Source organism: Mycolicibacterium austroafricanum (assembly GCF_902705885.1).
GTDB lineage: Bacteria > Actinomycetota > Actinomycetes > Mycobacteriales > Mycobacteriaceae > Mycobacterium > Mycobacterium vanbaalenii_A.
The window spans coordinates 1-22,894 of record NZ_CACSIP010000054.1; the positions used below are offsets into that span (position 1 = coordinate 1).

Consider the following 22,894-nt stretch of genomic DNA (forward strand, 5'->3'; position numbering starts at 1 on the left):
GTCAACATCGCAAGCGGCCACCGCATCAAAGGCAGCCCGCAACGCCGACACCGCCTCCCGCAATTCCGTCCCCGACATAGCTCGAACATACATTCGACCACCGACAAACTTCCGCCGCCGGTCGAACTCGTGCACCGGCGGCGCAACCGGATCGTGTCCGAAGCTTTATCGGGGATACGACTGCGGTCCACCAGAATGGGGCGATGCGCCGATCGCTGATCTTGCTGTGCGCGTCGGCGGTCTGTGCAGTCCTGACGTCGGTGGCCGCGCCCCATGCGGCGGCGGAGTTCACGCCGTGGTTCGCCCGCTCCGTCGGAGGCGCCACCCAGGTGCTGTCCGTCACGGGGGTGGGCGGTTCGGACGCGAAGATGGACGTGTGGCAGCGCACCGCCGCCGGCTGGCAACCGGTGGACGGCGGTGTCGGCATCCCGGCCAAGATCGGCGCAAAGGGTATGTCGCCCAACCACTTCGACGGGTCGATGATGACGCCGAAGGGGATCTACACGCTCGACTTCGCGTTCGGCACCGAACCCAACCCCGGTGGTGGCCTGCAATACGTCCAAGTGGGCCCGGACCACTGGTGGGACGGCGACATGGAAAGCCCGACCTACAACACCATGCAGGTGTGCAAGAAGGACGAGTGCCCGTTCAACACGTCACTGAGCGCGGGCACCGAGAACCTGCAGATCCCGCAGTACGCTCACGCGGTGGTGATGGGCGTCAACAAGGCGCGGGTCCCGGGCAAGGGCGGGGCGTTCTTCGTACACAGCACCGACGGTGGAGCTACCGCCGGGTGCGTGGCGATCGACGACGTGAAGTTGGTGACGATCATGCGGTGGCTGCGGCCGGGAGCGATGATCGCGGTCACCGAATGAGACTCACAGGTTGAGCGCGCGGCCCGCCTTGACCTTGAAGTTCAACGCCTCCAGCGACATCGAAGCGTCGTAGGTGCGGTCGTATCCGGTCTCGCAGATCTTCCAACCGGCATCGGTTCTGCGGTACCTGTCGTGGTAGAAACCCGCGCCGATCAGCATGAAGTTGAAGTCCGGCGCGATCACCCGGTCCTGCAGATACCAGGTGGCCGTGGCCTCGTCGCCGTCGACGTTGATCTCGGGGTGGTTGACGCGATGCTCGGTCAGAATCTCGGGTCCCAGCGAATTGCGCATGAAGCCCACGAGTTCGTCGCGGTTGGTGAAATGGTGTTCCTCGCCGATCGATTCGCCGTACCGGCCGACGACGTCCTCGGTGAGGGTGTCGGCGAACTCGTCCCAGTGTTTGGTGTCGAGAGCGCGGAGATACCGGTACTTGACCTGCTTGATGTCATCGATGTCACCCATGGCGACATTGCAGCACACCGCGGCACCGCGGCATAGCGCAGAGTGTCTGAGCGGTCGTCATCGGTTGTGGCGCTATCGTGGCCTGGGTCATGAGCGAACCTCTCGGGTTGTCCATCGGTGGCTATTGCTTAACACAAGACTCTCCGTGCAATAAAAGCGGAGGCTACCGCCCGCGTGGCCACGCGCCCGGCGTCACGACCGCGCGATTCTCATGGCACACCCGAGTGTGCTGATGCGCGCCTGCTGGGCCTCCTCAGGGAACCTCAGCCACGCGTGCGACCGCTGGTTAACTAAGCACCCGTGCACTTTGGAGCCGATCAACTACCATTCAGCCATGGGGGTAAATGATGTGCTCACGTTCGCGGATTCGCATCCTTGGGTAGCAACAGGGGCAATAGCGATTTGTGGGATCATCGTGACGGTCACCGTAACAATTGCGATTTATAATAAGAACAAAAGAAGTAAAATCATCGACTACTTCATTATGGAGCAAGTCGCCATTCCACCCCCCGGTATAACAATTGATGGGTTGAAGGTCATGTTCGGCGACGAAAAAGTGGACAATCCACGAGTGAGCATGATCATGTTCGCCAACACCGGCAATACCTCGATTCTGGATACCGATTATGACGTGCCGATACGCGTGCTTCATGGAGCTCAGGTGGAAGTAAAGTATGCCGTCATCGTAGGCGGGACCACCGGATGCCCCGATCCCGTACTTTCCGCTGAATACATAGAGATCAAGCCAAAATTGTTTAATCCAGGCGACTTCGAAGTGGTGCAGATACTCTATGATGGTCAAGCAGAGTTCGATTACCGTTGTCGATTCAAGGATCAAACTCGCTCGATGCAGCAATTGGAGTTGACAGTGCGTAATGCTCCGTCGGAGTTCTACAAGCAGATGATCGAGGACATCGCAGAAATGCCTCAGCCCAAGAAAACCATCCAAGTCGCAATGCTCAAGGTGCGCCGCACCGTGTTTTTCGAGTGAAGAGAAGTACTCGGTAAGCGTTGTGTTCGAGTTATGAAAAGCACCTGCGGGGCTGAGCCGAGCGAAGGCGGTCGACTGCCGATGCGCCGACGCTGTTCGATAGGCCTATTACGATGCGGCCCAGGGACTTACGGACACCGACTACATCGTTGAATGACTACAACAGACCCATCATCTCAGCCATTTTCTCCTCCAGGCGTAGACGCGGCTCGCCCTTGAGCTCGCCAAGAAAGTCACCTCGGAAGAGCACAGATTTGTCGAGCGGTTGAACCGCCGGCACTCTAATCCAACAGTCCTGAGGAAGGTTGCCGCTGCCACGTGGTGCGTCTACGCAGAAATCCGTCACGAGGTGCGGATCGGTAGACGTCGGACACCCGACGACATACGCCCATTTGGGGCTTTGACAGACCGTGCGGTTGCTCAGCACGACAAAGAACCGCGCTTTCGTCGTGGCCTGCCTGCTATCGGGATCGGGGTGCAGGCGCAGGTCATCGTCTCGAACTTTGTACACACCTCTGTACTGGATGGAACTCAGGTCCACGAATGCGCGCTATCCCAGTAGGCCGTGAGTTCCGGCGGCGCGGAGTTCACGCCATGCCTCAATCTCTTTAGCAAGTCCCGCGTCACCAATAATGGTCTCCCCGGGAAGGTCGCCACGTTCATCACGGCGCTTCCGTAGCCGATTCATGGAACGACGGAGCCTTGGCGACTGTAGATCGGTGAAGTACTCCCTGATCGACTGGTCACTAATAGTGGTGTTGTCCTTCCCGGCCACGTACACCCCCTCCCAGGGGCTCTCAGGTCGGTGGACGTCATCCCACAATTCGGAGATGGACCAGTCGCCGTAGTCCGCCCATGCCCGTTCCAGTGCCGCAAGCTCGGCTGGGTCGATCTTCGAAGCCATTCGTTCCCTGTCGGCGGGGACGTTGACGATCGGATCAGAGCCGAAATCGCTGAAAGCCCGATAGACGGGCGGACAAACCGGTCCGTGGTCCCACGCTTGAAAACCGTCCGCAAAAAGTGGTTCTCCATATTTGCTCAGGTATTCGCCATGTGCGTAGTAGAGCAACTTTTGCACCTGGAAATTGGTAAGTGGACGGCCCGCATCTTTTGCGACGGCAATCAACCATCGAGCAGCGTCCACCGGCCGAGCGCTCACGACATCACCCCCGAGACACCTGCGCCATGACATCAGTGTAACTACTGGCCACTGACATCTGTTCCAGACGCGCTCGATACACCTCACAGGCGGCCAGTCGGCAGGCGGACTGCTTCGCACTCTCGGCAGAGATTGCGGTCCGGTCGGCCCGGCGTGATCGGTACGTCGAACGCGCTGCCGGGCTTGATCACGTGGCAGCCGCGGCACTCGCGTTTTGCGCTCGTGTGGAACGGTCGCTGACTCGGTTCCCAGCCGAGTGCCTCCTTGAAGTAGTCCGCGACGGTTGGACCTTGGTGCTCGGTCGGTTCGGTCTTCGGCAGCCGTCGCTTAGGTGCCCTCACCGCCGATCACCCCAGCGGGCTTGTGCGCCCCTCTTGCCGACCTGGCTGCGAGTCAGCTTGCCGTCTTCGTCGTCGGGCATCCGCAGCGACTTCAGCATCGACAACAGGATCGTCTGGTTCTTCCGCAGGTCGTCAGCTTCGGGCATCGACACGGGCTGACCGTTGTAGCCGGTGACTCGGGTGTCCGCGCCTGCCGCACGGACGATTCGGCGTAGCCGCGCGATCTCGTCGGTGAGGTAACACGCTTCCTCGGCGACGGTCTGCGTCTCCGGGCAGCCGGAGAAGTCGCCGGTGGTGTGCAGCTCGCGCCATAGCCGCTTGCCGCGCGCCCGCAGGCCCGGCGGGTACTTCGGGATGGCGGGCTTGACTTCGTCTGTTTCGGGCATGATCCGGCCCCTTTCTGGCCTTTATGGCAGCTACTTCCATCAGACGGGGTACATGCAGGGGATGATGCAGCCGCTGGGGTGGAACGAGCCGTTCTGTGTCGACGCGACAGGTGCGCCAGCACCCGGCTTGTGCAAACCGTAGATTGACGAGCCCCCCCGAGAGCGTTGCACTCGGGTCGACCTCGCTAGGACCGAAGCGCTGATCGAGCCCAAACACGAAACGATGGCGTGCCGAACTCGACAAGACCATTGGCGAAGTCCAAGAGGCGCATATCAGCACCACTGGGAATTGACGTCAAACGATGCCGGGTTGATTTGCGGACTCAGGACCCGCTTCGTATTGGCGGATTGCCTGGCGAATCGGTTCTGCGGCGACTTTGTAGATATCCACCACTGATTCGATGTCTCGCCGCGTGCCATCCTTACCGTGTTCGAACGTGGTTACGTACTTGACGCTCTTGCCATTTAGATTCAGACGAACGATCGGCTTGCGGTTGTTGTCGTCCAGCAAGATCGCCATATACGCCTTCGCGTCGCGGTGCACAACACGCTCTGGCGCAACCTCAGATACAGCGATGGCGCGCACGATGTTGAACCCTTCAAGCTCCTCTTCGGTAGTCACGACATCCGAGTCTGTCGCCTGCGCCGCCGTCGCCGGCGCCGTTGAAGGCGCTTCGGTGGCGGTCCCGGGCGACGGCGATGTCTCAGCCGCGACGGTGGTGTCGGCAGCGGTCGTGTCGTCGTCACCGAGAGCAGTTTTCAGCCGACTGTTGACCTGATCGCCTACGTACTGATTCAGCGCCTTCGCGACGAGCGGCCGGAATTGGTCGACGATTCGCTGTGTAGATCTACCGTCGTACACACGGGATACGAAGAAGCGAACCCATTCATCTGACGGTTCCTTCACCTGGCTAGCGATGATGCGTCGGATGCCACCGATGTACTTCAGTTCTTGCGCGGCGCTGATCACCGAGTCGAGGTCGAACGTCTCCTTGGAGAGCTTCTGGATCTCGGGAACCAGCGTCCGATCGATATCGAGCAGGTCGAAGACCAAGAATGGCTTGTCGTCCATCTTGTTGGGCAGATCCCCGTCGGTATAGACGTGGTACTCCTGGCCATTCGTCAGGATCGCGATGCGTGCAGACGTCACGCTGAAGTACCTGAAGAGCTGAGATGCGTACTTCAGATCGAGGGGATCACCGATCTTCTTGCACTCGATCAAGATCTGTATTGCGCCGTCCTTCAGGATCGCGTAATCGACCTTTTCGCCTCGCTTCACGCCCACGTCGGCGATGAACTCCGGCACGACCTCGGAGGGATTGAACACGTCGTAGCCGAGTACGTTGGATATGAACGGCATGATGAACGCGTTCTTGGTCGCCTCCTCGGTCTCAACCCAGCCCCGCATACTCCGGATCTTGTTGGCAAGCACGCTCAGTCCGTCTGAGAACGCCAAGAGGACCCCCTCCAACAGCGGCCTGCCGCCCCAGCTAGGCCATTGCGAAGCACCCTAGACCAGCCAGCCAACTGAAGGGCCTGTGTTCGCAATAGCGGCAAACATTGCAATGGTCCTTCGGTCGACGACCGCGTTACGTCGTTGACTGGCACCGTGCCATCCTGCTCGTCACCAGCGTCATCGCGCTATGCGCCGAGCCAGACGAATGACGAGAGCGCGATCATGCTGGGTTTCCCACTGCATTCATACCGCCGCGCATCCGCTGCTGGATGTCAGCCGGGACGAGCAGCTTGCCCCGGAGCGAACCGCCCTGGGTCCTAGTTCTGCCCTCCAGCAACACCTGGTACCGGATGCCCGCGTCCAGGAGCAGACGCCTGCGGCCAGCCGGATCAGCGTCCCAGTCATCTCGGTAGGTGCGCCCGGTCGGGACGTGTTCGGTCCTCGCCGGTTGAACCGGCAGCGCCTCCAGCTCGGTGATACGAACATCCAGATCGGCGACCTGCTCGGCGAGCGTCTCCAATACGGCCTGCGACGATGCGCGCCGCATCGCGCCGGTAACCGCCTCCAACTGCATCTTGGCTGACTCCAGCTCGTCGGTGTGATCCGACGCGGGGACCACTACAGGCTCGTGGACCTCCACGTCGCCCAGCTCGTCTAGAAACGTCTCTTCCATCACCGTTTCAAGCCAATCAGCGGGAATCTGACAGCCGTGCCGCTCCGGGCAGTAGTAGTACCGGTATCGCTTGCCTTTGGCTAGCTGAGACTTCTGGTGCATCGCGCTGCCGCACTCGTGGCAGACCGCGATCCCGAGCAACGGACTCGCGTTGCCGGTTCGGTTCGTCTGTTTCGGCTTCTTACGCTCTTCCAAAACCACCTGGAGCGAACGGAACTCGGACGCTGTCAGGATCGGCTCGGACTTCATCACGCCGGGATCAGCGTTGCCCTGATGGACCGTATAGCCGAGCAGTGTCTTGGACTCCAGCAGCCGGTGCAGCGTCGTGGTGCTCCACGCGCTCGGACGGCAGTCCGGGCACTCCCGCGAGACATCCTCGTGGTTCTCGCACGCCGCGCCTGTGGCGGGTTTGCCTTGGAGTTGCCGTTGCCGGTCGCGGGCCGACGGCACGCCCTCGGCGGTGAGCTTGTCGGCGATGGACTGGACAGAGTCGCCGCGCATCACGTCGGCGACGACGCGGCGGATCACCTGGACCGCCTCGGCGTCGTGGACCAACCGGTAGCCGCCTCCGGGCAGCTTCTCGGGCTTGAGCCCGTAGTGAACTGTCTCGCCGCCCCATCGGCTGTCGGACCGGAGCTTCTTTCGGGCCTGGACAACCCGCTCCCGGATCGCGTTGCGCTCGACCTCGGCGAAGATCGACGCCAGCTTGACCCATACCTGGCCCATCTGGGTATCGGTGTCGATCCCGTCGTCCACGCAGACGATGCGCTTGCCACGGTCCAGACACCAGCGCAACAGGGTCTCGGTGTCCATCGACGACCGAGAGATCCGGTCGAGCTTCCAGGCGACCAGCACGTCCCAGGGCTGCGGGGAGTGTCGCTGAGCCATTTGCCCAATGCCTCCCGTCGGAACGGGTCAACCGCGCCGGAGATGTCCAGATCCTCGGTTATCGCGACCACCGTGGCATCGTGGCCCTGTGCCCACCATTCGATCCGCTCCCGCTGCCGTACCGGAGATGTCGACTCGTCGGTCATCCGCGACAACCGCACCGCGCCGAGAATTTTGAGTCCTAGCATGGTTGAGCAATCTACTCCGTTGGGATTGTCCATCGGGACGACCAACCTCGTCGCCGCGAGCGTCGGACGTCAACCGGTGATCCGACGGTCGGTGTTGACCCTGTTCGGCCACGCACCGCCCGAGGTCGGCGCCGCGGGGAACGATCCCGCCGGCGTCGTGCTGTCCGGGTTCGTCGACCGCGTCGGTGATCCGGTTCCGCTGGTGGCCGCCGACGGGAACCGCTACCCCGCCGAACAGCTGCTGGTCGAGGCGCTGGAATCGATGGCAGGCCTCGCGACCCGGCAGCGGCCCTCGGACGTCGCGATCGCGGTGCCCTCCTACTGGAGCCCGGCGATGTCGGGTGCGCTGCAGTCCACCGTGGTGGCCAGCGAGATCCTGGCTCCTGGCGGGGTGCCGCCGCGGTTGGTCCCGGACGCGGTGGCCGCACTGACCGCGCTGAACGCCAGCCCCGGTCTGGACCGGCGGGGCACGGTGGCCTTGCTGGACTTCGGTGGCGGCGGTACCAGCGTCACCCTTGCCGATGCGGCGTCGGCGTTCGACGTGATCGGGCGCACCGAGAGGATCCCCGACTTCGCAGGCGACCAGATAGACCAGGCGTTGTTGAGCCATGTGCTGGACGGCATCGCCGGTGGCGGTGGTGATGTCGATCCCGGCCAGACCGCCGCAGTCGGTTCACTCGCGGTGTTGCGCGAGCAGTGCCGCACCGCCAAGGAGCAACTGTCGCGCGACACCGTCACCGAGCTGACCGTCGAGTTACCCGGCTACCGCGGTGACATCCGGGTGACGCGGGCCGAACTCGAGGAGCTGATCACCCGGCCGCTCGACCGGGTGGTCGGTGCGATCGAAGACATGTTGGCGCGCAACAACATCACGTGGAGCAGTGTCTCCACGGTGGCCCTCGTCGGCGGCGGAGCCAGCATTCCGCTGATCGTGCAGCGACTTTCGGAGCGGTCGCAGGCCAGAGTGGTCGCGACCGCGCAGCCCGCTCTCGACGCCGGGGTGGGCGCCGCACTGTTCGCCGCGTACGGGCGCGGCGCGGACACCGCCACCTGGGTCGCACCGGCGGCGGTACCTGTTGCCGGCCCGCCGGCCCAGGATGCCGAGTCGGCGACGCTGGGTGCGTTGGCGTGGTCGCAGGACGACGCCTCCGACGACGATGTCGTCCCGTACTCCGGTGAGGACTTCTACGTCCCTCCCGAGGCATACGAACCCACTGACACCTACCAGCCCGAACCCGCGGCGCACGACGACGACAAGCCTTGGCAGCGGCTGCCGATGTCGGTGTTCGGAATCGCGGCGGCCATCGCCCTGGTCGCCGTGGGCGGTGTCGCGATCGCGCTGACCAGCGTCGACAACGCCGACCGAGAGCAACCGCGACCCGGGACCGCTCCGCTGAGCAGCGCGTTCACCCCGTCGCAACCCCCCGAAGAAGTCCCCCCGGTCACCATCGAACCCGTCCAGCCGCCGCCGCAACCGACGGCCGACGTCCCTCCGCCCGTCGTCGTGCCCACGACCACCGTGCCCACCACGACGCCGCCCACGACCACGACGACCACGACCACCACGACGACGACCACCACGACGACCACACCCACGACGACGACCACCACACCACCGACAACGACCACCACGTTGACGACGACAGCGGTGACGACGCCGACGACGCCGCCGCCGACGACGCCGCCGCCGACCACGACGGCGCCGACCACACCGCCGCCGACGACCCCGATGACCACGACGTATCTCGATATCCCGTTCGTCCCGGTACCCGTTCCGATCCCGGTTCCGGACGGCTCATAGCAGCCCCGCGACCGGGCGCCGGCAATTGACGACCGGGTCAGAGTTTGAGGTATAGGGATTCCCCCGATTCCCCTGCGCGCTTTCCGGGCATATGTTCGGCACATCGGTTCGATCGGCTGAGGAGGGGACAGCCGATCGGGCCGATTTTCTTGCGCTCGGGACACAATGGGTGGATGCCGGTCCCACAGAACACCAAGGTTTCCGTCGTCGGTATGGGAAGCGTCGGCACCGCGATCGCCTACGCATGCCTGATCCGGGGTTCTGCTGGGTCACTTGCGCTCTATGACCTCAACGCCGGCAAGGTGCGGGCCGAAGTGCTCGACCTCAACCATGGCAGTCAGTTCGTGCCGCACTGCAGGATCACCGGTTCCGACGACATCACGGTGACCGCGGGTTCGGCGGTCGTCATCGTGACCGCGGGAGCCAAACAGAAGCCGGGCCAGAACCGGTTGGATCTTGCCGCGGCAAACGTCGCGATGGCGAGTTCGCTGACCCCGAGACTGCTCGAACAGTCCCCGGACGCGGTCATCGTGTTCGTCACGAACCCGGTCGACATCGTCACGCTCGCCGCGACGCAGGTCGCCCACGCGGCGCCCGGTAAAATCTTCGGGTCCGGAACTGTGTTGGACTCCAGTCGGTTCCGCTACCTGATCGCCGAACGGGCCGATCTCGCCGTCGGCAATGTGCACGGCTTCATCGTCGGCGAGCACGGTGACTCGGAGATCTCGCTGTGGTCGAGCGTGTCCATCGGAGGGGTTCCTGCCGACCAGTTCCGGCGCGACGGGGTGCTGGTTTTCGACGAGGACACGCGCAAAGCCATCTCGGCGGAGGTGATCAACGCCGCCTACGAGATCATCGCCGGAAAGGGTGCGACCAACCTGGCGATCGGGTTGTCGACGGCTCGCATCGTCGAGGCGGTCCTCGGTGACCAGCATCGGGTGCTTCCGGTCTCCACGGTGCAGCAGGGCGCCTATGAGATCGGCGGGGTCGCGTTGTCTCTGCCGACGGTCATCTCGGCGCAGGGTGCCGGTCAGGTGCTCGAGGTGCCGTTGTCGGTGCCCGAACTGCTCGGTCTGCAGGCGTCGGCGTCCACACTGTGCAGGGTGCAGGAGTCTCTCGGGCTGTGAGCCCCAGTCAGAACTTGAGATAACCGCCGTCGATGCGCAGCACGTCGCCGGTGTTCGCCCCTACGTGGGTGCCCTCCGGGCGAACGCGGGTGCGCGTTCGGGCCGGATACCGACCCCGACCAGGAAGCCGGGGATGACGGCAAGCCACGGCACCCGTTCGACGAGCCATACCAGCGTTTTCGGCAGGCCTGCGCCGCCCTCGCCGCTCACGATCGGCCCGAGCAGTCGCTTGTCGATCTGGCGTTGCAGCGCTTGGGTCACCGCGGTGGGCACGATGCGGCGTCGCCGTACCGCGGCCAGATCGCGGCCGGTCACTTCACCGCGCAACAACGGCCCGGCCAAAAGCCGAGCCGCCGCCACCCCGTCCTGGACGGCCACGTTGATCCCGATGCCACCGGCCGGCGACATGGCGTGGGCCGCATCGCCGATGCAGAGCAGCCCGTCGGTATGCCAGTGGCGCAACCGATTCAGCCGCACGTCGAGGTGCTTGACGTCGTCGAGCGAGGTGACCGACTCGACCGTGTCGCCGGCCTCGGGGAGCAGGTCGAGGACATCGGTGTGGAACGCGGCGAGCCCGCGGGCCCGCTGCCGGGCATCCGACCCCTTCGGGATGAGCAAGGCGATCTGCAGGTAGCCCTCGCGGGGAATCACGATCATCGCCTTCCCGGGAGCGAGCCGCGGGAACAGCGTGTAGTGCTGGTCGCTCTGCCGGCGTGGCAGCCGGAACCACCACACGTCGAAGCTGACCGGCCACTCCTGCACGCGGAACCCGGCGTCGCCACGGACCACCGATCCACGCCCGTCGCATCCGACGGTGAGGTCGGCGAGAAGCTCTCCTGCGCCGTCCGGTCCCTGGTACCGGACGCCGACGACGCGGCCGTTGTCGCGGCCGTTGTCGCGGAGCAGCCCGGTCACCTCGGTGCTCATCCGAAGTGTGAAGCCGGGCTCGGCCTTGCCGGCCTCTGCCAGCAGGTTGAGCAGGTCCCACTGGGGCACCATCGCCACGTACGGATGCGGCTGGCGCAGCCGCGAGAAGTCGACCAACGTGACGGAGTGCCCGGGGCTGACCTCGAACGTGCCCTTCTCGAGCCGGCTGTGTGGCAGCGCGGCGAACTGCGGCCACAACCCGAGCTCGTCGATGAGCCGCAGAGTGGTGGGATGCACTGTGTCACCGCGGAAGTCGCGAAGGAAGTCGGCGTGTTGCTCCAACACGGTCACGTCGACACCGGCGCGCGCCAGCAGCAGTCCGAGCACCATCCCGGCCGGGCCCCCGCCGACGACGGCGCAGGTGGTCTTCTCGCTCACCTCACCATGGTGGCTGATCGTGCAGCGATGGGAATCCGGTTTGTGTAATCAGGGAGGTCAGGCCCGCTGGCGCGGGTGCCGATCGATCCACTGCTGTCCGGCTTTTGCCGCGCGCACAAGCGCACCCCTCTCGCCGAAGTAGGCGGCGACCGCGCCGACCGCGGGCAGCATGCCCAGGTACCGGTACGGCGCCCGGGGGTGGGGGCGTTTGGCGAGTTCGGCGCCGACGGCGTCGAGCAGACCCACCAGCTTCCACAGCGCTTTGGCGATGCCGAGCGGGGAGCGGGAGATCTCCTCTGACGGGAGTTCCGCGTCGGTGTCGTCCTTCACCTCGGGCAGGTCTCGATCGCACAGCACCGCGGCCAGCATGCGGACCTGCGCCCGGCGGTCTGACACGCCCAATTCGCGCGCCACCGCGCACAGCACTATCGCCTGGTTGGCGAACCCGAGCAGATCCTGGATCGGCAGTTGGCGCCCCACGACGCCGAGTACTCCGGGGAAGGCCACCGCCACCGTGTTCAACGCTCCGACGCGGCGCACCCACCAGCTGATCCGGGCATCGGTGTCCATGTCGTCCCAGGCCGTTGTGCCGGGGACATCGGCGGCGTTGAGAGCACACGCGATCCCGCCGCTGACCTTGTCGAGCGGTCCGTCATCTCCGTCGCTGCGCCGACGCTTGAGGCCCAGCGGATCGGTTCCCCACAACACGTCCAGCAGGGGGTTGATGACCTGCACCGCACGCCGCAACGCCTCCTCGACGGCGGCGTCATCAAGGGGTACATCGGGGGTCGGTAGCAGGCTCACTGTCCCATGATGTCCGCTTCGGGCACTCCCCAAACTCCAGGCTCACTGGAGGTCACCACACGGTGCACCTAGATTGATTCGCGGTAGCCGTAGAACTCGTGGTCTTCGTTGTAGCCGCCTTGACCGGCACCCAGGTGCGCGAAGGTGTATAAGATCACCCACTTCGCCTCCGGCAGAGGGCGAACGATGTCGAGGACGGCTTTCATCGGCACACCTCCCCACTTGGCGATACCTGACCAGCCCTGAATGCAGTAGTGCTGAGTGATCTGCTCTTGCTTGGGCATCGCCTTCAATTGGTCGTAGGTCAGAACCACGGGATTCTCCACGAGCCCGCCGACGCGCAGCGTGAAGTTCTGCGATCTGCTTGCCGGGTTGGTCGATGGTGTTGGCGGTGAAGAACATCGGCGATTCGATCCCGCGCAGGAACGCATTGGCCGTCAGTGGGCTCGCCGGATAGGGAAGGCCGTTGGTGCCCAGGTACATCGCCACCGAGCGCGGCCCGTGCCGGTCGATCAGTTCCTGCAGACGGTCCGCGATCTCGTCCATCGCCGTTCCGCTCCCGACGGGGGGCGTAGGTCCCGTCGGGCTGCCGCTTCTGGCTGTGCAGCAGTCGCGCCGGGTTGTTGTGGATCTGCGGCAGCGCCCGGCCCTTCGTGCAGGTGTACCCCTTGAACATCGGGTTGTCCGGGTCGCCGGTGACCTTGGTCAGCTTGCCGTCGGTGACGGTGGCGAGCACCCCGCAGTGGGCGGAGCAGATGCGGCAGATTCCCGGGGACGTCGACTCTGTCATGCTGAGGACTCTGTGATGCTGAGCATGCGCTCAGCATCATTGCTCCCCCGTGAGGCGCGTTCGGTTTTCGCCGCGGCGTCATTGTTTGGGGTAGGACGGGGTGGATGTAGCGGCGCGACCGCGGGTGACCGAGCCCCGCCGGATCGCGGTACCTCGTCCTACGGGTTGCCGGGCCCCGGCACGTTGGGGACGTTCGGCACCGCAGGCACGTCAGGGACGTCGGGGATTTCCGGGACCGGCGGTGGACTGGGAACCTGCGGCGGGGTGGTCGTCGTGGGGGTCACGGTCTCGGTCTCGGTGTCTGTGGTCGCCGGTGGTGGGACAACCACAGTGGTCTCGGTCTCGGTGGTCGGCGACAGGCTGGTGGTCTCAGTCATCGTCGTCGTTGTTGTCGTCGCTACGGCGGCAGCGGCGATGACGCCGCACGCCACCCGGCCACCGGCGTCGCCGGTGGCCAGCGTTTCCTCATCAGGGCCGGGTGTGCCGTCGATGGTGTAGCGCGGCGGGATGTTGGCAAAGTTGTCCGAGCCCTCGTGAATCATCAGCGCGGTCTTCTCGCCGGCCAATAGCTCATCGGCGGTGAACGCGTCGGTGGTGGTCACCAGCCTCGCGGATCCGTCGGAACGCACCTCCAGCGACGTCAGGTCACCGCTTGCGGGATGGCCGCTGTGTCCGGGGGCCTGGAAGTGACCGCCTGCCGAGAGGAAGTCTCCGCGCTGCCCGCCACCGGGAGGTTCCGAGTCGGGCTCACACCGGCCCACGGAGTGGATGTGCATGCCGTGGAACCCGGGCGACAAGATGTCGGGGGCCACGGTTTCCACGGTGACGGTGGCGAAGCCGTCGGCGAAGTCGAACGTGGCGTTGGCGACCTCGGTGCCGTCGGCGGTGGCGAGCTGCGCGGTCAGCCGTTCGGCACCCGGCGGCGGCCCTCCCGGCTCGCTCGTGGCCGCCGTGGGCGTCTCTTCGCCGGCGGAGTCGTCGGAACCGCACGCGGTCAGCAGCAGGGCGGGGGTGGCCAGGAGCATGGCGAAGGTGACGGGCTTGAACATCACTCCACGGTAAAACCTCGGCACCGCACTGTCGGGCGGTTACTGGTGTTTCACCTGGTTGCCGCCGTTGCGCTTGGCGGCATACATGGCTGCGTCCGCAGCCGCGATGAGGTCGTCGAGCCGCGGCCCGGTGTCCCGGCTGCGCAGCGTCTCGAGCGGCATCGTGCTGATGCCGATGCTGGCCGTCACCTCGTGGGGGAGGGCGGCGATGGCCGCACACAGCTGCGCGGCCAGCGGGTCGGTGTGGCCGGGGTCGGTGCTCACGGCGATCAGGAACTCCTCGCCGCCCGCACGGCAGATCGCGGCGTTCGACGGGCTGTGCTGCCTCAGTAGCTCGGCCACCGCCGTCAACGCGCGGTCGCCGGCGGCGTGCCCGTGGGTGTCGTTGACGCGCTTGAAGTCGTCGAGATCGACCATCACGAGGGCCAGATGTCCCTCGGCGTCTTGGCTAGTGCGGATCTGACGGAAGACCCGGTCGGCGAACCCGCGACGATTGAGCAGCCCGGTGAGCGGATCGGCGTCCGAGCGCATGGCGTAGGCGCCCATCGCTCGCGCCATGCCCCGAATCGCGACCGGCACAGTCGAATTCAGAAACAAGATAAGCCAGAACGCTGCGACCGCGGTCCCCACGCCCTCCTGGGCGGCCAGTCGCCACGAGGCCGTCGTTGTGATCGCAACCGCGACAACAAAGTTGAACACCAGCAGCTTGGTGCTGTGGAAGAACGCGATGTAGCCACCGGTGACGGCGGTGGCTGTGCAGGCCAGCAGCGACACCGCCGCGGTGGGCTGACAGAGGCTCCAGATCGCCACGAACAGCGTGCCGGTGACGATGGCCACCGCGGATTGCCGACGGGTCGGCCACCGGGTGAGCCACACCGCCGTCATGCCGACGGTGAGGATGGCGCCGACCACGCCGAGCGCAACCAAGGTGACCGGGGGCGAGCGCAGGCTGCCCAGAAAGGTCAGCGGCACCAGCGCCGCTGACCCGGAAACGCTGGCCAGCACGGTCTGCGCCGAGCGCAACAACCCTCGCTGGGCTAGGAATTCTGTGGTCCAGTCGAATCGGTCGGGTTCCCGCCACCACCGCTGTAACCGCGACACAATCAGCGCACCCCCAGACGACGAGGGTACCGCTGCGCTGATCGATCTGACAGGCGATCGCGCCTGCTAGACCGCGGTGGTGGCCTCTGCCGCCGCCGGTTGCCGGGTCGGGGTGATCCGGCCCTTGACACCCTTGACCGAAGCCCGGTCCAGCAACTCCTGGTACAGGGCGTCTGAGACGGTGCGGGTACGGCTGAGCAGGAAGCCACTGAAGCCGGTGGGGTCACTGACGACGGCCCACTGATAGTCCGGGTCGAGGTCGACGATCCAGTAGTTGCCGGGGGGATTGGCCGAGGCCGACCCGAAGAACCGCACACTGAGCTTGTTGTTCGTGGAGTCGACGGGCAACGCGACGCCGGTGATGGTCGACTGCGGGCCGTTGTTGAAGAAGTAGTTGCCGGAGTTCTCGACCTTGATCGACCCGTCGGGGTTGGGGCTGTACACCGCAGTGGTGTTCACCAGGCCGATCGAGAAGAACTGCTTGACGCTGCCCACCTCGTACCAGGTGCCGAGGTAGCGGTCGATGTCGACGACCGGTGGGGGTCCGAGGACGATTGCCGCGGTGTCGCCCATGACGATGTACTCGTCGGGGGCGCCGTAGATGCCGGTGCCGTCGGACGGGCCGAGGCCCAGGTACATGTCGTTGATCCAGCCTGTGGCCAGCGTATAGACGGCCTCGGTGTTTCCGGGTGGCGAGAATCCGGTGACCAACTGGCCGAAGAAGTCGATGAGCGGGTTGGCGCCGATCAGTGAGTCGTAGTGGGAGCCACCGGCCAGGATGGCGCCGACGAACTGTCCCGGGCGGGCAGCCACCAGCTCGGCGGTGGTGGCGCCGTTGGAGTTCCAGGGTTGAGGCGGTGCCGCGACCTGGTAGACGGGGATGTCCAGGGTGTCCAAGCGCTCCAAGGCGTCGGTCACGACGCCGTTCCATGCGAACCCGTCGAACATCACGACGCCGCGCAGGCTGTCGTCGTTGCCGGGGTCGGTGGCGTAGTAGCCCCCCGCGGCAGCGGCGAAGCCACCGCCGGCGGACTGACCGGACAGGATGAAATTCTCCGGCAGCGTCCCCTGGAAGCCTGCGGCGAGCGCGCTGGCGTTCAGTGACGCCCGGTCGGCGAGGAACATGCTCGCGACGGCCTGCTGCATCGGCACGCCGTTCAGCCAGCAGGCCGAACACGACAACGGGAACGATGAGATGTTGGGTGCCACGACGATGCTGTTGGTCTGCTGCGAGAGCCTCTGGGCCAGCGCGGACACGAAGAGTTTGTTGCCGAGGAATCCGTGCTGCAGCCACATCACGCCGGTCGCCGAGACCGAACCGTCGGCCTGGGTCGGCAGGTACCAGTCCGCGCGCGTGGTGTAGCCGTTGGTGCCGACCGGAATGGTCAGCTTGGCCCGGCCGGTCTGGACGCCGGTCACCGTACCGGCGCTGGCCGCAAGCGGTCCGGCTTCGGCGGTCGTCGAGTCCGGCGCGGCCGTCGTCACCGGGTCGGATGAGGGTGACGCGTCGGCGGTCGTCGAGGTCTGGGTCGTGGTGCTCGCCGGGGCGACCACCGGTTCGGCGACCACGGGCGCCGTCGTATCGACCGAACTCTCGTGCGCGGACGGAATCGCGGATTCGACAGCCGGTTCCGACGCCGCCGAACGCTTGACCGTCGTGGTCGCGTCGGGGTCAGATGCGGCGGTGTCGGCTTCTTCCGCCGCGGTGTCTTCTTCCGCTTCCTCGCTCTCTGCCGCTTCGCGATCCAGCGTGATTGTCCGGTCGGACTCGGCTTCCTCCTTTGCCTCGTCTGAGCGCTTGGCAGACGACGGAACAGATGCAGGATCCGCGGAGGTGTCCTCGGCGTCTTCAGTGCCGTCTTCGGTGTCGGCGTCAGTGTCGCCTTTAGTGTCGTCGCGCTTGTCCGACGAATCACGAGAGGTCTGGGACGACTCCTGTCCTGTCGATCCACTCGGCGATCCGCCGCTGTCGGAGGAGTCCGTGTCAGCTGCGGCGACGCCGTGCCCGGCGCCGAGCGCGATGCATGCACCCGCACCGAAGGTTCCCAACCAGAGCGCCCAACGCGTCGACGTCACGGCCGGAATTAAACCCTGGATCGGCGGCGGACGACAGCAAATTGTCAGCAACGTCAGCGAGACGTCATTTTGCTGGGCCGGGCTCGGACGCGGGCGAGTTCGCTGTCGGTCGCACCACCGCGTCCGGTCCGGCCGGAATCCTCTTCCAAGCGGGTTCGGGCTTTGTCGGTGGGGTACAGCGGCGGCTCACTGACCCCGTCCGCCCCTGTTGACCGTCGAATAGTTGACCCAGCGCAGTCAGCCGATGCTGCAAAGCGCTATATATTGCGTGGTGGAAAGGCTGGCCGCCCGCAGGCAGGAGTGTGGCAAAGGCATGCGTTCCCAACTGACCATCGGCGAGTTCGCCACGGTGACCCACCTGAGCGTGCGGACGTTGCGGCGGTACCACGAAGCAGGGCTCCTCGAGCCCGCAACGGTCGACCCGTTCACGGGTTACCGCTACTACGAGCCCGAGCAGATTTCGACGGCGCAGGTCATCCACCAGCTCCGTCGACTCGATGTGCCGTTGGCCGAGGTCCAGTCGATCCTCGCCACCGATGACCCGGTGAAGCGGGCCGACGTGATCGCCGGCCACCTTCGCCGCCTCGAGGCCGAGCTGAACCGCACCCAGGCTGCCGTCACGTCGCTGCGCCGGCTGCTGCATCCGGACCCGGCCGATGTTCACGTCGAGCTGCGGTCGGTCCCGGCTCGGACCGTTGCTGCGATCACAGAACAAGTGCGCGTTGGTGATTCGCTGGAATGGTACGACTCCGCGATGGCAGAACTGGACGCGGCCTACCCGCTCGAGGAACGCACCGGACCGCCCGGCGGGCGCTACGCGAACGAGTTGTTCGCCCACGGCGCCGGAGTGATGACCGTCTTCCGGCCGGTCCGCACCCCGCGGCCCTCCGGCCGGATCGAGGTCATCGAGCTGCCGGCGGCAGACCTCGCCGTCGCCGTCCATTCCGGGCCTCACGACGACCTCGACGTAACCTACGGACGGCTCGGCGCCTGGGTGGTGGCGCACGCGCTTTCGGTCGACGGACCGATCCACGAGATCTATCAGGTGGGTCCCCGGGACACCGAGATGCCGGAGAGGTGGCGGACAGAGATCGGCTGGCCGGTGTTTCAGCTCGCCCCGTTGAGCGGGACGGATCACGGCGATCACGTGACGGTGGCGCCCGCAGCGTCGCCGATCAGATCGGCGACTGCCTCGGGCTGAGAGACGCCGGCGGGAAATCGGCGCCGCGGGACAGCGCCTCGCGGCCGCGGATGTCGGCGAGTGAATCTTCGAGGGTCGCGACGACGGTGTCGAACCCGCCGCTGCCCAGCACCAGCCGTCGGGGCGGCGGGTCTTCGGCCATGGCAGCGATCACCGCGCGCACCCCGCGCTGCGGGTCGCCGGGCTGGGCGCCGTCCTGCTCGATCATCGCGGTTCGGACCTGCTCCAGCATCGGTCGGTAGTCGGCGATGGATTCGGCCACGGGTTCGTCGGTGAAGCCGGCGTAGGCACGGGTGCGGAAGGCCCCGGGCTCTACCGCCATCACCCGGATGCCCAGCGGCGCAACCTCGTCGCGAAGGAGGTCGGTGACCGCCTCGACGGCGAACTTCGTCGCGCTGTAGTAGCCGAACCCGGCGACACCGCGCAACCCCGCCACCGAGGACATGTTGACGATCCACCCGCTGCCCCCGGCGCGCATGCCCGGTAGTGCCGCCCGGATGACGGAGAGCAGCGCGAAGAAGTTCAGTTCGAACATCGCGCGGACCTCCGCGTCGGCCATGCCCTCGATCGACCCGTACCAACCGCGTCCGGCGTTGTTCACCAGGACGTCGATGCTGCCGAAATGCTCCTCGGCCTTGCGAACAGCGTTCTGCACCTGCTCGGCGTCGGTGACGTCGAGGGGAAGCACGAGCACGCGGTCGCCGTAGGCCCGGGCCCATGTTTCGAGCTCTTCGGGCCGACGCGCGGTGAGCACCACCCGGTCGTCGATCTCCAGTGCGGCGTCGGCATAGGCCATTCCGAATCCTCCGGGGGTGCCTCCGGTGATGAACCAGGTCTTCGTCGTCATGGTCAGGGCTCGATCACCAGGCGGCTGATCAGCTCGCCATCGAGAGTGAACCGGTAGTGCAGGTCGGCCACCCTGCCCGGGAAGTCGCCTTCCAGCCGCTGCAGCACGTCGACATGTGTGGCATCGGTTGTGGTGGCGCCGGTGAACTCGGTGGTGAAGGTGTACTCACTGCCGGCGCTGCCCAACCAGGTCCCGATCGCCTCGCTGCCGCGGAAGGTGTGGCCCTCGTCGGTGACTTCGGCGTCGGCGGTGAAGGCGCTGAGCGCGGTGGTGACATCACGACTCCGGTGGGCGGTCAGGTACGTCGTCACCGCGGTCGGCAACGTGTTCCATGTGGCGCTGTTGTTCTCTGTCATGCCGCCACCGTGGGGTCTCCCGCAGGGAGAGGGTCAAGTGGTTGGTTGCGCTGCCGCGTGAGGGGTACCGGTAGCACATGGCGCGCGCTGAGGAACTGCTGCATCGGCCGGCAGACCAGCGCGAGCGATGGGCCGACGAGATTCTGGATCGGTTGGCGCCGGTCATGGGTGTGCTCGGCATCGTGTTCGTGCTGCTGGTGCTCGGCGAGCAACTGGCGCGCCCCGGACCGCTGTCGGCGGTGCTCGCGGTGCTGAGCTGGCTGTTGTGGGCGGTGTTCGCACTCGAGTTCCTCGCGCGATTGGTGGTAGCGCCCAGCACCACGAAGTTCCTCCGGCGCAACTGGTGGCAGGTGATCTTCCTGGTGCTGCCGTTCCTGCGGCTGCTGCGGCTGCTCCGTGTCGCACGGTTGACCAGATCAGGTCGTGTGCTGGCCGGTGCGGTGCGGGGCAGTCGATCCGCACAGCAGGTGTTGGGCAGCAGGCTCGCCGGCCTCGGGTCGGTGGTGGCGATCACGGTGCTGGGCAGCAGCCAATTGCTGTACCAGTTCAGCGATTACCCCCGCTATGCGGATGCCCTGCATTCGGCCGCGCTGGGGGCTGTCACCGGTGAGCCGTTGGGGAAGCCTGACGGCTTCGCCCAAGTGACGGACGTGGTTCTGGCGATCTTCTCGGTGGTGGTGTTCGGCGCCCTCGCAGGACTGCTGGGTTCGTTCTTCATCGAGAATCGAAACCAGCACAAGGAGGCTGCCGGTCAGTCGAGCAGCGACCAGACTGCCGTCTCACGGAGCCGATGACGGGAATCGAACCCGCGTATTCAGCTTGGGAAGCTGATGTTCTGCCATTGAACTACATCGGCATGCTTGGTCAGGAAGGTTAGCACCACGCATGGGTGCCACGTGGTCGAGGCCGCCCGGCTTCTAGTGTGCACACAGGGCGGTGATTCGGCGAGAAACCCGTCCTGTGTGCACACTCGGGAAGAGCTCGGACCGAGCGCGACCGCTACGCTCGTGCCGTGCTGCTCTCCGACCGTGACATCCGCGCCGAGATCCAGGCCGGCAGGCTCGGTATCGACCCGTTCGACGACGGCCTGATCCAGCCCTCCAGCGTCGACGTCCGTCTCGACAACCTCTTCCGGGTCTTCAACAACACCCGCTACACCCACATCGACCCCGCGGAACGCCAGGATGACCTGACCTCCCTGGTCGAACCGAAGGAGGGGGAGCCGTTCGTCCTGCACCCCGGCGAGTTCGTGCTCGGGGCGACGCTGGAGCGTTGCACCCTGCCCGACGACCTGGCCGGCCGGCTCGAAGGCAAGTCCTCGCTGGGCAGGCTCGGTCTGCTCACCCACTCCACGGCCGGGTTCATCGATCCGGGGTTCTCCGGGCACATCACGCTGGAACTGTCCAACGTCGCGAACCTGCCCATCACCCTGTGGACCGGCATGAAGATCGGCCAGCTCTGCCTGCTGCGCCTGACCAGCCCCGCCGAACATCCGTACGGAAGCGCGAAAGCCGGCTCGAAATACCAGAACCAGCGCGGTCCCACGCCGTCGCGTTCCTACCAGAACTTCATCAAATCCAACTGATCCAGAAGGTCACAGCCGAGTCTCGATCACGCGGGTAGGGTCGGGAGGCACCGGCGCTCGCGCGCATCCGTGCCGTCGCGTTCCGGCCAGATTTTCGTCGCCGTCAGCTAACTGCATCAGGTGTAACGCGTCAGCTGGTCAGGCCGATGAACTATCTAGTTGTCGGCTCGTCGTGCCTGGATGAGCAGCGGCGACCAACCGGGCGTAGCAAACATTTTTTGGAGGGTCAGTGGACATCGTGCTGGGGGTGTCGATGACACCGACGACGGTCCGCATGGTGCTGGTCGAGGGCGAGAACGCCGACGGCGTCACGGTAGACCACGATGTCTTCGACGTCGCTTCGGCAGCGGGTTCAGCAAACGCCGCGGCGAGCCGCTCGAAGGGCGTCGCCGAGCAAGTTCTGGCGGCGGTTCTCGGCACTCGGGAGAGCGCGCAGGCCGGCGGTCATCACCTCAAGTCGATCGGTGTCGCCTGGAGCGACCATGCCGAGGCCGCCGCGCTGCGTGACGCGCTGGCCGAGCGCGACATCGACGACGTCATGCTGGTCTCCGAGGGGCACGCCGCGTCCTCGCTGGCGCAGGCGGTCGGGCGCGCGGTCGGCTACGACACCACCGCGTTGCTGTTCGTCAACCGGGACACCGCGACGCTGTCGGTGGTGCAGACCGACGACGGCTCCGTCGTCAAGGTGCTGAGCCGCACGCTGCACAGCGCCGACGCGATGGCCGTGCTGACCGAGATGGCCGAGGCGGTCGCCGCTCAGGAAGCGCCGCCGCAGGGCATGTTCGTCGTCGGCTCCGGGGTGGACGTCAGTTCGGTCAAGGTCCACCTCGAACACCTCGTCGCGCTGCCGGTGAACGCCCCCGAGGACGCGGACATGGCGCTGGCCCGTGGGGCGGCACTGGCCTCTGCTGCGGCCCCGGCATTCGAGGCGTCCACCGTCGGCCTGGCGTACTCCCAGGACCCGGACGGTCCCACCGCCGGCTCGGTGTACGCCGGGCTCGCCGGGGCCGACACCCAGTTGGCGCCGGTCGGCGCCGCGCCCGCGGCCGACATGGTCGGCGAGGTCGACGAATACGCACAGACGCAGGCCCGGCCCGTCGAGGAGGAGCGCAAGCCGTTCCTGCTCGTGGGCAGCGCATTGACCTCGATCTTCGTGGTCGGGGTGGTGGCGCTGGTCATCTCGCTGGCCGTCAGCATCCGGCCGACCGCCGACCAACGTCCGAGCCCGGCCGAGGCCGTGATCGTGCCGAGCAGTCAGGTTCCGGCGCCGGCGCCGGTCCAGGAAGCCCAGCAGCCGGTCGACCCGCCGTCGGCCGAGACGATCAAACCGCCGGTGCCCGTGGTCCAGCAGGCGCCGGTGCAGACGCCGCGGACGGTGTTCGTGGAGCAGGCTCCCGCGCCCGCCGCGCCCCCGCCGGCGCCCGCCCCGGCCG

At 65.9% G+C, this 22,894-nt stretch carries 24 protein-coding genes and 1 tRNA gene; 9 read left to right on the forward strand and 16 right to left on the reverse strand.

The window, feature by feature from the left end; all coding sequences use genetic code 11:
• The first annotated feature begins 203 nt into the window (after window positions 1–203).
• Window positions 204–875: a L,D-transpeptidase family protein gene (locus BEMPMBAN_RS28010; RefSeq protein ID WP_159234754.1), complete on the forward strand. Its 672-nt coding sequence runs from the start codon at window positions 204–206 to the stop codon at window positions 873–875.
• A gap of 3 nt (window positions 876–878) precedes the next feature.
• Here BEMPMBAN_RS28010 and BEMPMBAN_RS28015 read toward each other — a convergent pair whose 3' ends face one another.
• The gene (locus BEMPMBAN_RS28015; RefSeq protein WP_159234755.1) at window positions 879–1,337 is read right to left on the reverse strand and encodes a nuclear transport factor 2 family protein; all 459 of its coding nucleotides are present in this window, start codon (window positions 1,335–1,337) and stop codon (window positions 879–881) included.
• Window positions 1,338–1,671: 334 nt separating this feature from the next.
• Between BEMPMBAN_RS28015 and BEMPMBAN_RS28020 the strand changes: the two genes are divergently transcribed.
• A complete protein-coding gene (locus BEMPMBAN_RS28020) occupies window positions 1,672–2,328 on the forward strand; it encodes a hypothetical protein (RefSeq protein ID WP_159234756.1) in 657 nt (218 codons plus the stop codon).
• Window positions 2,329–2,485: 157 nt separating this feature from the next.
• Here the strand turns inward: BEMPMBAN_RS28020 and BEMPMBAN_RS28025 are convergent, their stop codons facing one another.
• The 5 genes from BEMPMBAN_RS28025 to BEMPMBAN_RS28045 all read right to left on the reverse strand — a co-directional run bounded on the left by BEMPMBAN_RS28025 (window position 2,486) and on the right by BEMPMBAN_RS28045 (window position 7,231).
• On the reverse strand, window positions 2,486–2,869 hold the full coding sequence (locus BEMPMBAN_RS28025; protein ID WP_159234757.1) for a type II toxin-antitoxin system PemK/MazF family toxin: 384 nt from the start codon (window positions 2,867–2,869) through the stop codon (window positions 2,486–2,488).
• A 9-nt stretch (window positions 2,870–2,878) separates the two neighbouring features.
• Window positions 2,879–3,487: a Panacea domain-containing protein gene (locus BEMPMBAN_RS28030; RefSeq protein ID WP_159234758.1), complete on the reverse strand. Its 609-nt coding sequence runs from the start codon at window positions 3,485–3,487 to the stop codon at window positions 2,879–2,881.
• A gap of 337 nt (window positions 3,488–3,824) precedes the next feature.
• The gene (locus tag BEMPMBAN_RS28035) at window positions 3,825–4,214 is read right to left on the reverse strand and encodes a hypothetical protein (RefSeq protein WP_159234759.1); all 390 of its coding nucleotides are present in this window, start codon (window positions 4,212–4,214) and stop codon (window positions 3,825–3,827) included.
• Between the two features lie 295 nt (window positions 4,215–4,509).
• Window positions 4,510–5,646 (reverse strand): type I restriction endonuclease, encoded by a 1,137-nt coding sequence (locus tag BEMPMBAN_RS28040; protein ID WP_234897739.1) that lies wholly within the window; start codon window positions 5,644–5,646, stop codon window positions 4,510–4,512.
• Between the two features lie 244 nt (window positions 5,647–5,890).
• Window positions 5,891–7,231: a recombinase family protein gene (locus tag BEMPMBAN_RS28045; RefSeq protein ID WP_159234761.1), complete on the reverse strand. Its 1,341-nt coding sequence runs from the start codon at window positions 7,229–7,231 to the stop codon at window positions 5,891–5,893.
• A gap of 186 nt (window positions 7,232–7,417) precedes the next feature.
• Here BEMPMBAN_RS28045 and BEMPMBAN_RS28050 point away from each other — a divergent pair, with 186 nt between their 5' ends.
• Together BEMPMBAN_RS28050 and BEMPMBAN_RS28055 are read left to right on the forward strand one after the other, a co-directional pair.
• On the forward strand, window positions 7,418–9,220 hold the full coding sequence (locus BEMPMBAN_RS28050; protein ID WP_159234762.1) for an Hsp70 family protein: 1,803 nt from the start codon (window positions 7,418–7,420) through the stop codon (window positions 9,218–9,220).
• 173 nt (window positions 9,221–9,393) lie between these two features.
• Entirely contained in the window at window positions 9,394–10,347 is a 954-nt protein-coding gene (locus tag BEMPMBAN_RS28055; RefSeq protein WP_159234763.1) for an L-lactate dehydrogenase, read from the forward strand.
• Window positions 10,348–10,407: 60 nt separating this feature from the next.
• Here BEMPMBAN_RS28055 and BEMPMBAN_RS28060 read toward each other — a convergent pair whose 3' ends face one another.
• The 4 genes from BEMPMBAN_RS28060 to BEMPMBAN_RS28075 all read right to left on the reverse strand — a co-directional run bounded on the left by BEMPMBAN_RS28060 (window position 10,408) and on the right by BEMPMBAN_RS28075 (window position 13,192).
• Window positions 10,408–11,652, reverse strand: a complete 1,245-nt coding sequence (locus BEMPMBAN_RS28060; RefSeq protein WP_159234764.1) for an FAD-dependent oxidoreductase — start codon at window positions 11,650–11,652, stop codon at window positions 10,408–10,410.
• 57 nt (window positions 11,653–11,709) lie between these two features.
• Window positions 11,710–12,456, reverse strand: a complete 747-nt coding sequence (locus tag BEMPMBAN_RS28065; protein ID WP_159234765.1) for a hypothetical protein — start codon at window positions 12,454–12,456, stop codon at window positions 11,710–11,712.
• A gap of 68 nt (window positions 12,457–12,524) precedes the next feature.
• Window positions 12,525–12,770 (reverse strand): molybdopterin-dependent oxidoreductase, encoded by a 246-nt coding sequence (locus BEMPMBAN_RS28070; protein WP_337761928.1) that lies wholly within the window; start codon window positions 12,768–12,770, stop codon window positions 12,525–12,527.
• Window positions 12,761–13,192: a hypothetical protein gene (locus BEMPMBAN_RS28075; RefSeq protein WP_234897740.1), complete on the reverse strand. Its 432-nt coding sequence runs from the start codon at window positions 13,190–13,192 to the stop codon at window positions 12,761–12,763. The genes BEMPMBAN_RS28070 and BEMPMBAN_RS28075 overlap by 10 nt, the downstream gene beginning before the upstream one ends.
• Between BEMPMBAN_RS28075 and BEMPMBAN_RS32830 the strand changes: the two genes are divergently transcribed.
• Window positions 13,125–13,262, forward strand: coding sequence for a hypothetical protein (locus BEMPMBAN_RS32830; protein WP_234897741.1), 138 nt, complete (start codon window positions 13,125–13,127; stop codon window positions 13,260–13,262). The two genes, BEMPMBAN_RS28075 and BEMPMBAN_RS32830, sit on opposite strands and share 68 nt — an antisense overlap.
• A 142-nt stretch (window positions 13,263–13,404) precedes the next feature.
• Here BEMPMBAN_RS32830 and sodC read toward each other — a convergent pair whose 3' ends face one another.
• From sodC to BEMPMBAN_RS28090, 3 genes are all read right to left on the reverse strand, one after another.
• On the reverse strand, window positions 13,405–14,295 hold the full coding sequence (gene sodC, locus BEMPMBAN_RS28080; protein WP_159234767.1) for a superoxide dismutase[Cu-Zn]: 891 nt from the start codon (window positions 14,293–14,295) through the stop codon (window positions 13,405–13,407).
• A gap of 39 nt (window positions 14,296–14,334) precedes the next feature.
• Window positions 14,335–15,396 (reverse strand): GGDEF domain-containing protein, encoded by a 1,062-nt coding sequence (locus BEMPMBAN_RS28085; protein WP_159234768.1) that lies wholly within the window; start codon window positions 15,394–15,396, stop codon window positions 14,335–14,337.
• Window positions 15,397–15,462: 66 nt separating this feature from the next.
• Window positions 15,463–17,472: a lipocalin family protein gene (locus tag BEMPMBAN_RS28090; RefSeq protein WP_159234769.1), complete on the reverse strand. Its 2,010-nt coding sequence runs from the start codon at window positions 17,470–17,472 to the stop codon at window positions 15,463–15,465.
• 313 nt (window positions 17,473–17,785) lie between these two features.
• Between BEMPMBAN_RS28090 and BEMPMBAN_RS28095 the strand changes: the two genes are divergently transcribed.
• Window positions 17,786–18,673, forward strand: coding sequence for a MerR family transcriptional regulator (locus tag BEMPMBAN_RS28095; RefSeq protein ID WP_159234770.1), 888 nt, complete (start codon window positions 17,786–17,788; stop codon window positions 18,671–18,673).
• On the opposite strand, the gene BEMPMBAN_RS28100 is transcribed toward BEMPMBAN_RS28095, so the two are convergent.
• Together BEMPMBAN_RS28100 and BEMPMBAN_RS28105 are read right to left on the reverse strand one after the other, a co-directional pair.
• Complete coding sequence (locus BEMPMBAN_RS28100) at window positions 18,648–19,520, reverse strand: SDR family NAD(P)-dependent oxidoreductase (protein WP_159234771.1); 873 nt, start codon at window positions 19,518–19,520, stop codon at window positions 18,648–18,650. The genes BEMPMBAN_RS28095 and BEMPMBAN_RS28100 overlap by 26 nt on opposite strands.
• Window positions 19,521–19,522: 2 nt before the next feature.
• Window positions 19,523–19,876 carry a nuclear transport factor 2-like protein gene (locus BEMPMBAN_RS28105; RefSeq protein WP_159234772.1) on the reverse strand — a complete coding sequence of 118 codons (354 nt, stop codon included), beginning with the start codon at window positions 19,874–19,876 and terminating at the stop codon, window positions 19,523–19,525.
• A gap of 77 nt (window positions 19,877–19,953) precedes the next feature.
• Between BEMPMBAN_RS28105 and BEMPMBAN_RS28110 the strand changes: the two genes are divergently transcribed.
• The gene (locus BEMPMBAN_RS28110) at window positions 19,954–20,670 is read left to right on the forward strand and encodes a hypothetical protein (RefSeq protein ID WP_200846145.1); all 717 of its coding nucleotides are present in this window, start codon (window positions 19,954–19,956) and stop codon (window positions 20,668–20,670) included.
• On the opposite strand, the gene BEMPMBAN_RS28115 is transcribed toward BEMPMBAN_RS28110, so the two are convergent.
• Window positions 20,662–20,732, reverse strand: a tRNA-Gly gene (locus BEMPMBAN_RS28115). The two genes, BEMPMBAN_RS28110 and BEMPMBAN_RS28115, sit on opposite strands and share 9 nt — an antisense overlap.
• 156 nt (window positions 20,733–20,888) lie before the next feature.
• Between BEMPMBAN_RS28115 and dcd the strand changes: the two genes are divergently transcribed.
• Both dcd and BEMPMBAN_RS28125 read left to right on the forward strand, forming a co-directional pair.
• Window positions 20,889–21,461 carry a dCTP deaminase gene (gene dcd, locus BEMPMBAN_RS28120; protein WP_159234773.1) on the forward strand — a complete coding sequence of 191 codons (573 nt, stop codon included), beginning with the start codon at window positions 20,889–20,891 and terminating at the stop codon, window positions 21,459–21,461.
• Between the two features lie 229 nt (window positions 21,462–21,690).
• Window positions 21,691–22,894 (forward strand): DUF7159 family protein (locus BEMPMBAN_RS28125; RefSeq protein WP_159234774.1); only part of this gene is annotated, 1,204 nt, incomplete at its 3' end.

Excerpts from the sequence above, each read along its gene's own strand:
- BEMPMBAN_RS28100 (WP_159234771.1), bottom strand. The coding sequence starts at position 19,520 with ATGACGACGAAGACCTGGTTCATCACCGGAGGCACCCCCGGAGGATTC.
- BEMPMBAN_RS28010 (WP_159234754.1), top strand. The coding sequence starts at position 204 with ATGCGCCGATCGCTGATCTTGCTGTGCGCGTCGGCGGTCTGTGCAGTC.
- sodC (WP_159234767.1), bottom strand. The coding sequence starts at position 14,295 with ATGTTCAAGCCCGTCACCTTCGCCATGCTCCTGGCCACCCCCGCCCTG.
- BEMPMBAN_RS28110 (WP_200846145.1), top strand. The coding sequence starts at position 19,954 with ATGGCGCGCGCTGAGGAACTGCTGCATCGGCCGGCAGACCAGCGCGAG.
- BEMPMBAN_RS28035 (WP_159234759.1), bottom strand. The coding sequence starts at position 4,214 with ATGCCCGAAACAGACGAAGTCAAGCCCGCCATCCCGAAGTACCCGCCG.
- BEMPMBAN_RS28050 (WP_159234762.1), top strand. The coding sequence starts at position 7,418 with ATGGTTGAGCAATCTACTCCGTTGGGATTGTCCATCGGGACGACCAAC.
- BEMPMBAN_RS28105 (WP_159234772.1), bottom strand. The coding sequence starts at position 19,876 with ATGACAGAGAACAACAGCGCCACATGGAACACGTTGCCGACCGCGGTG.
- BEMPMBAN_RS28015 (WP_159234755.1), bottom strand. The coding sequence starts at position 1,337 with ATGGGTGACATCGATGACATCAAGCAGGTCAAGTACCGGTATCTCCGC.
- BEMPMBAN_RS28020 (WP_159234756.1), top strand. The coding sequence starts at position 1,672 with ATGGGGGTAAATGATGTGCTCACGTTCGCGGATTCGCATCCTTGGGTA.
- BEMPMBAN_RS28045 (WP_159234761.1), bottom strand. The coding sequence starts at position 7,231 with ATGGCTCAGCGACACTCCCCGCAGCCCTGGGACGTGCTGGTCGCCTGG.
- BEMPMBAN_RS28095 (WP_159234770.1), top strand. The coding sequence starts at position 17,786 with ATGCGTTCCCAACTGACCATCGGCGAGTTCGCCACGGTGACCCACCTG.
- BEMPMBAN_RS28055 (WP_159234763.1), top strand. The coding sequence starts at position 9,394 with ATGCCGGTCCCACAGAACACCAAGGTTTCCGTCGTCGGTATGGGAAGC.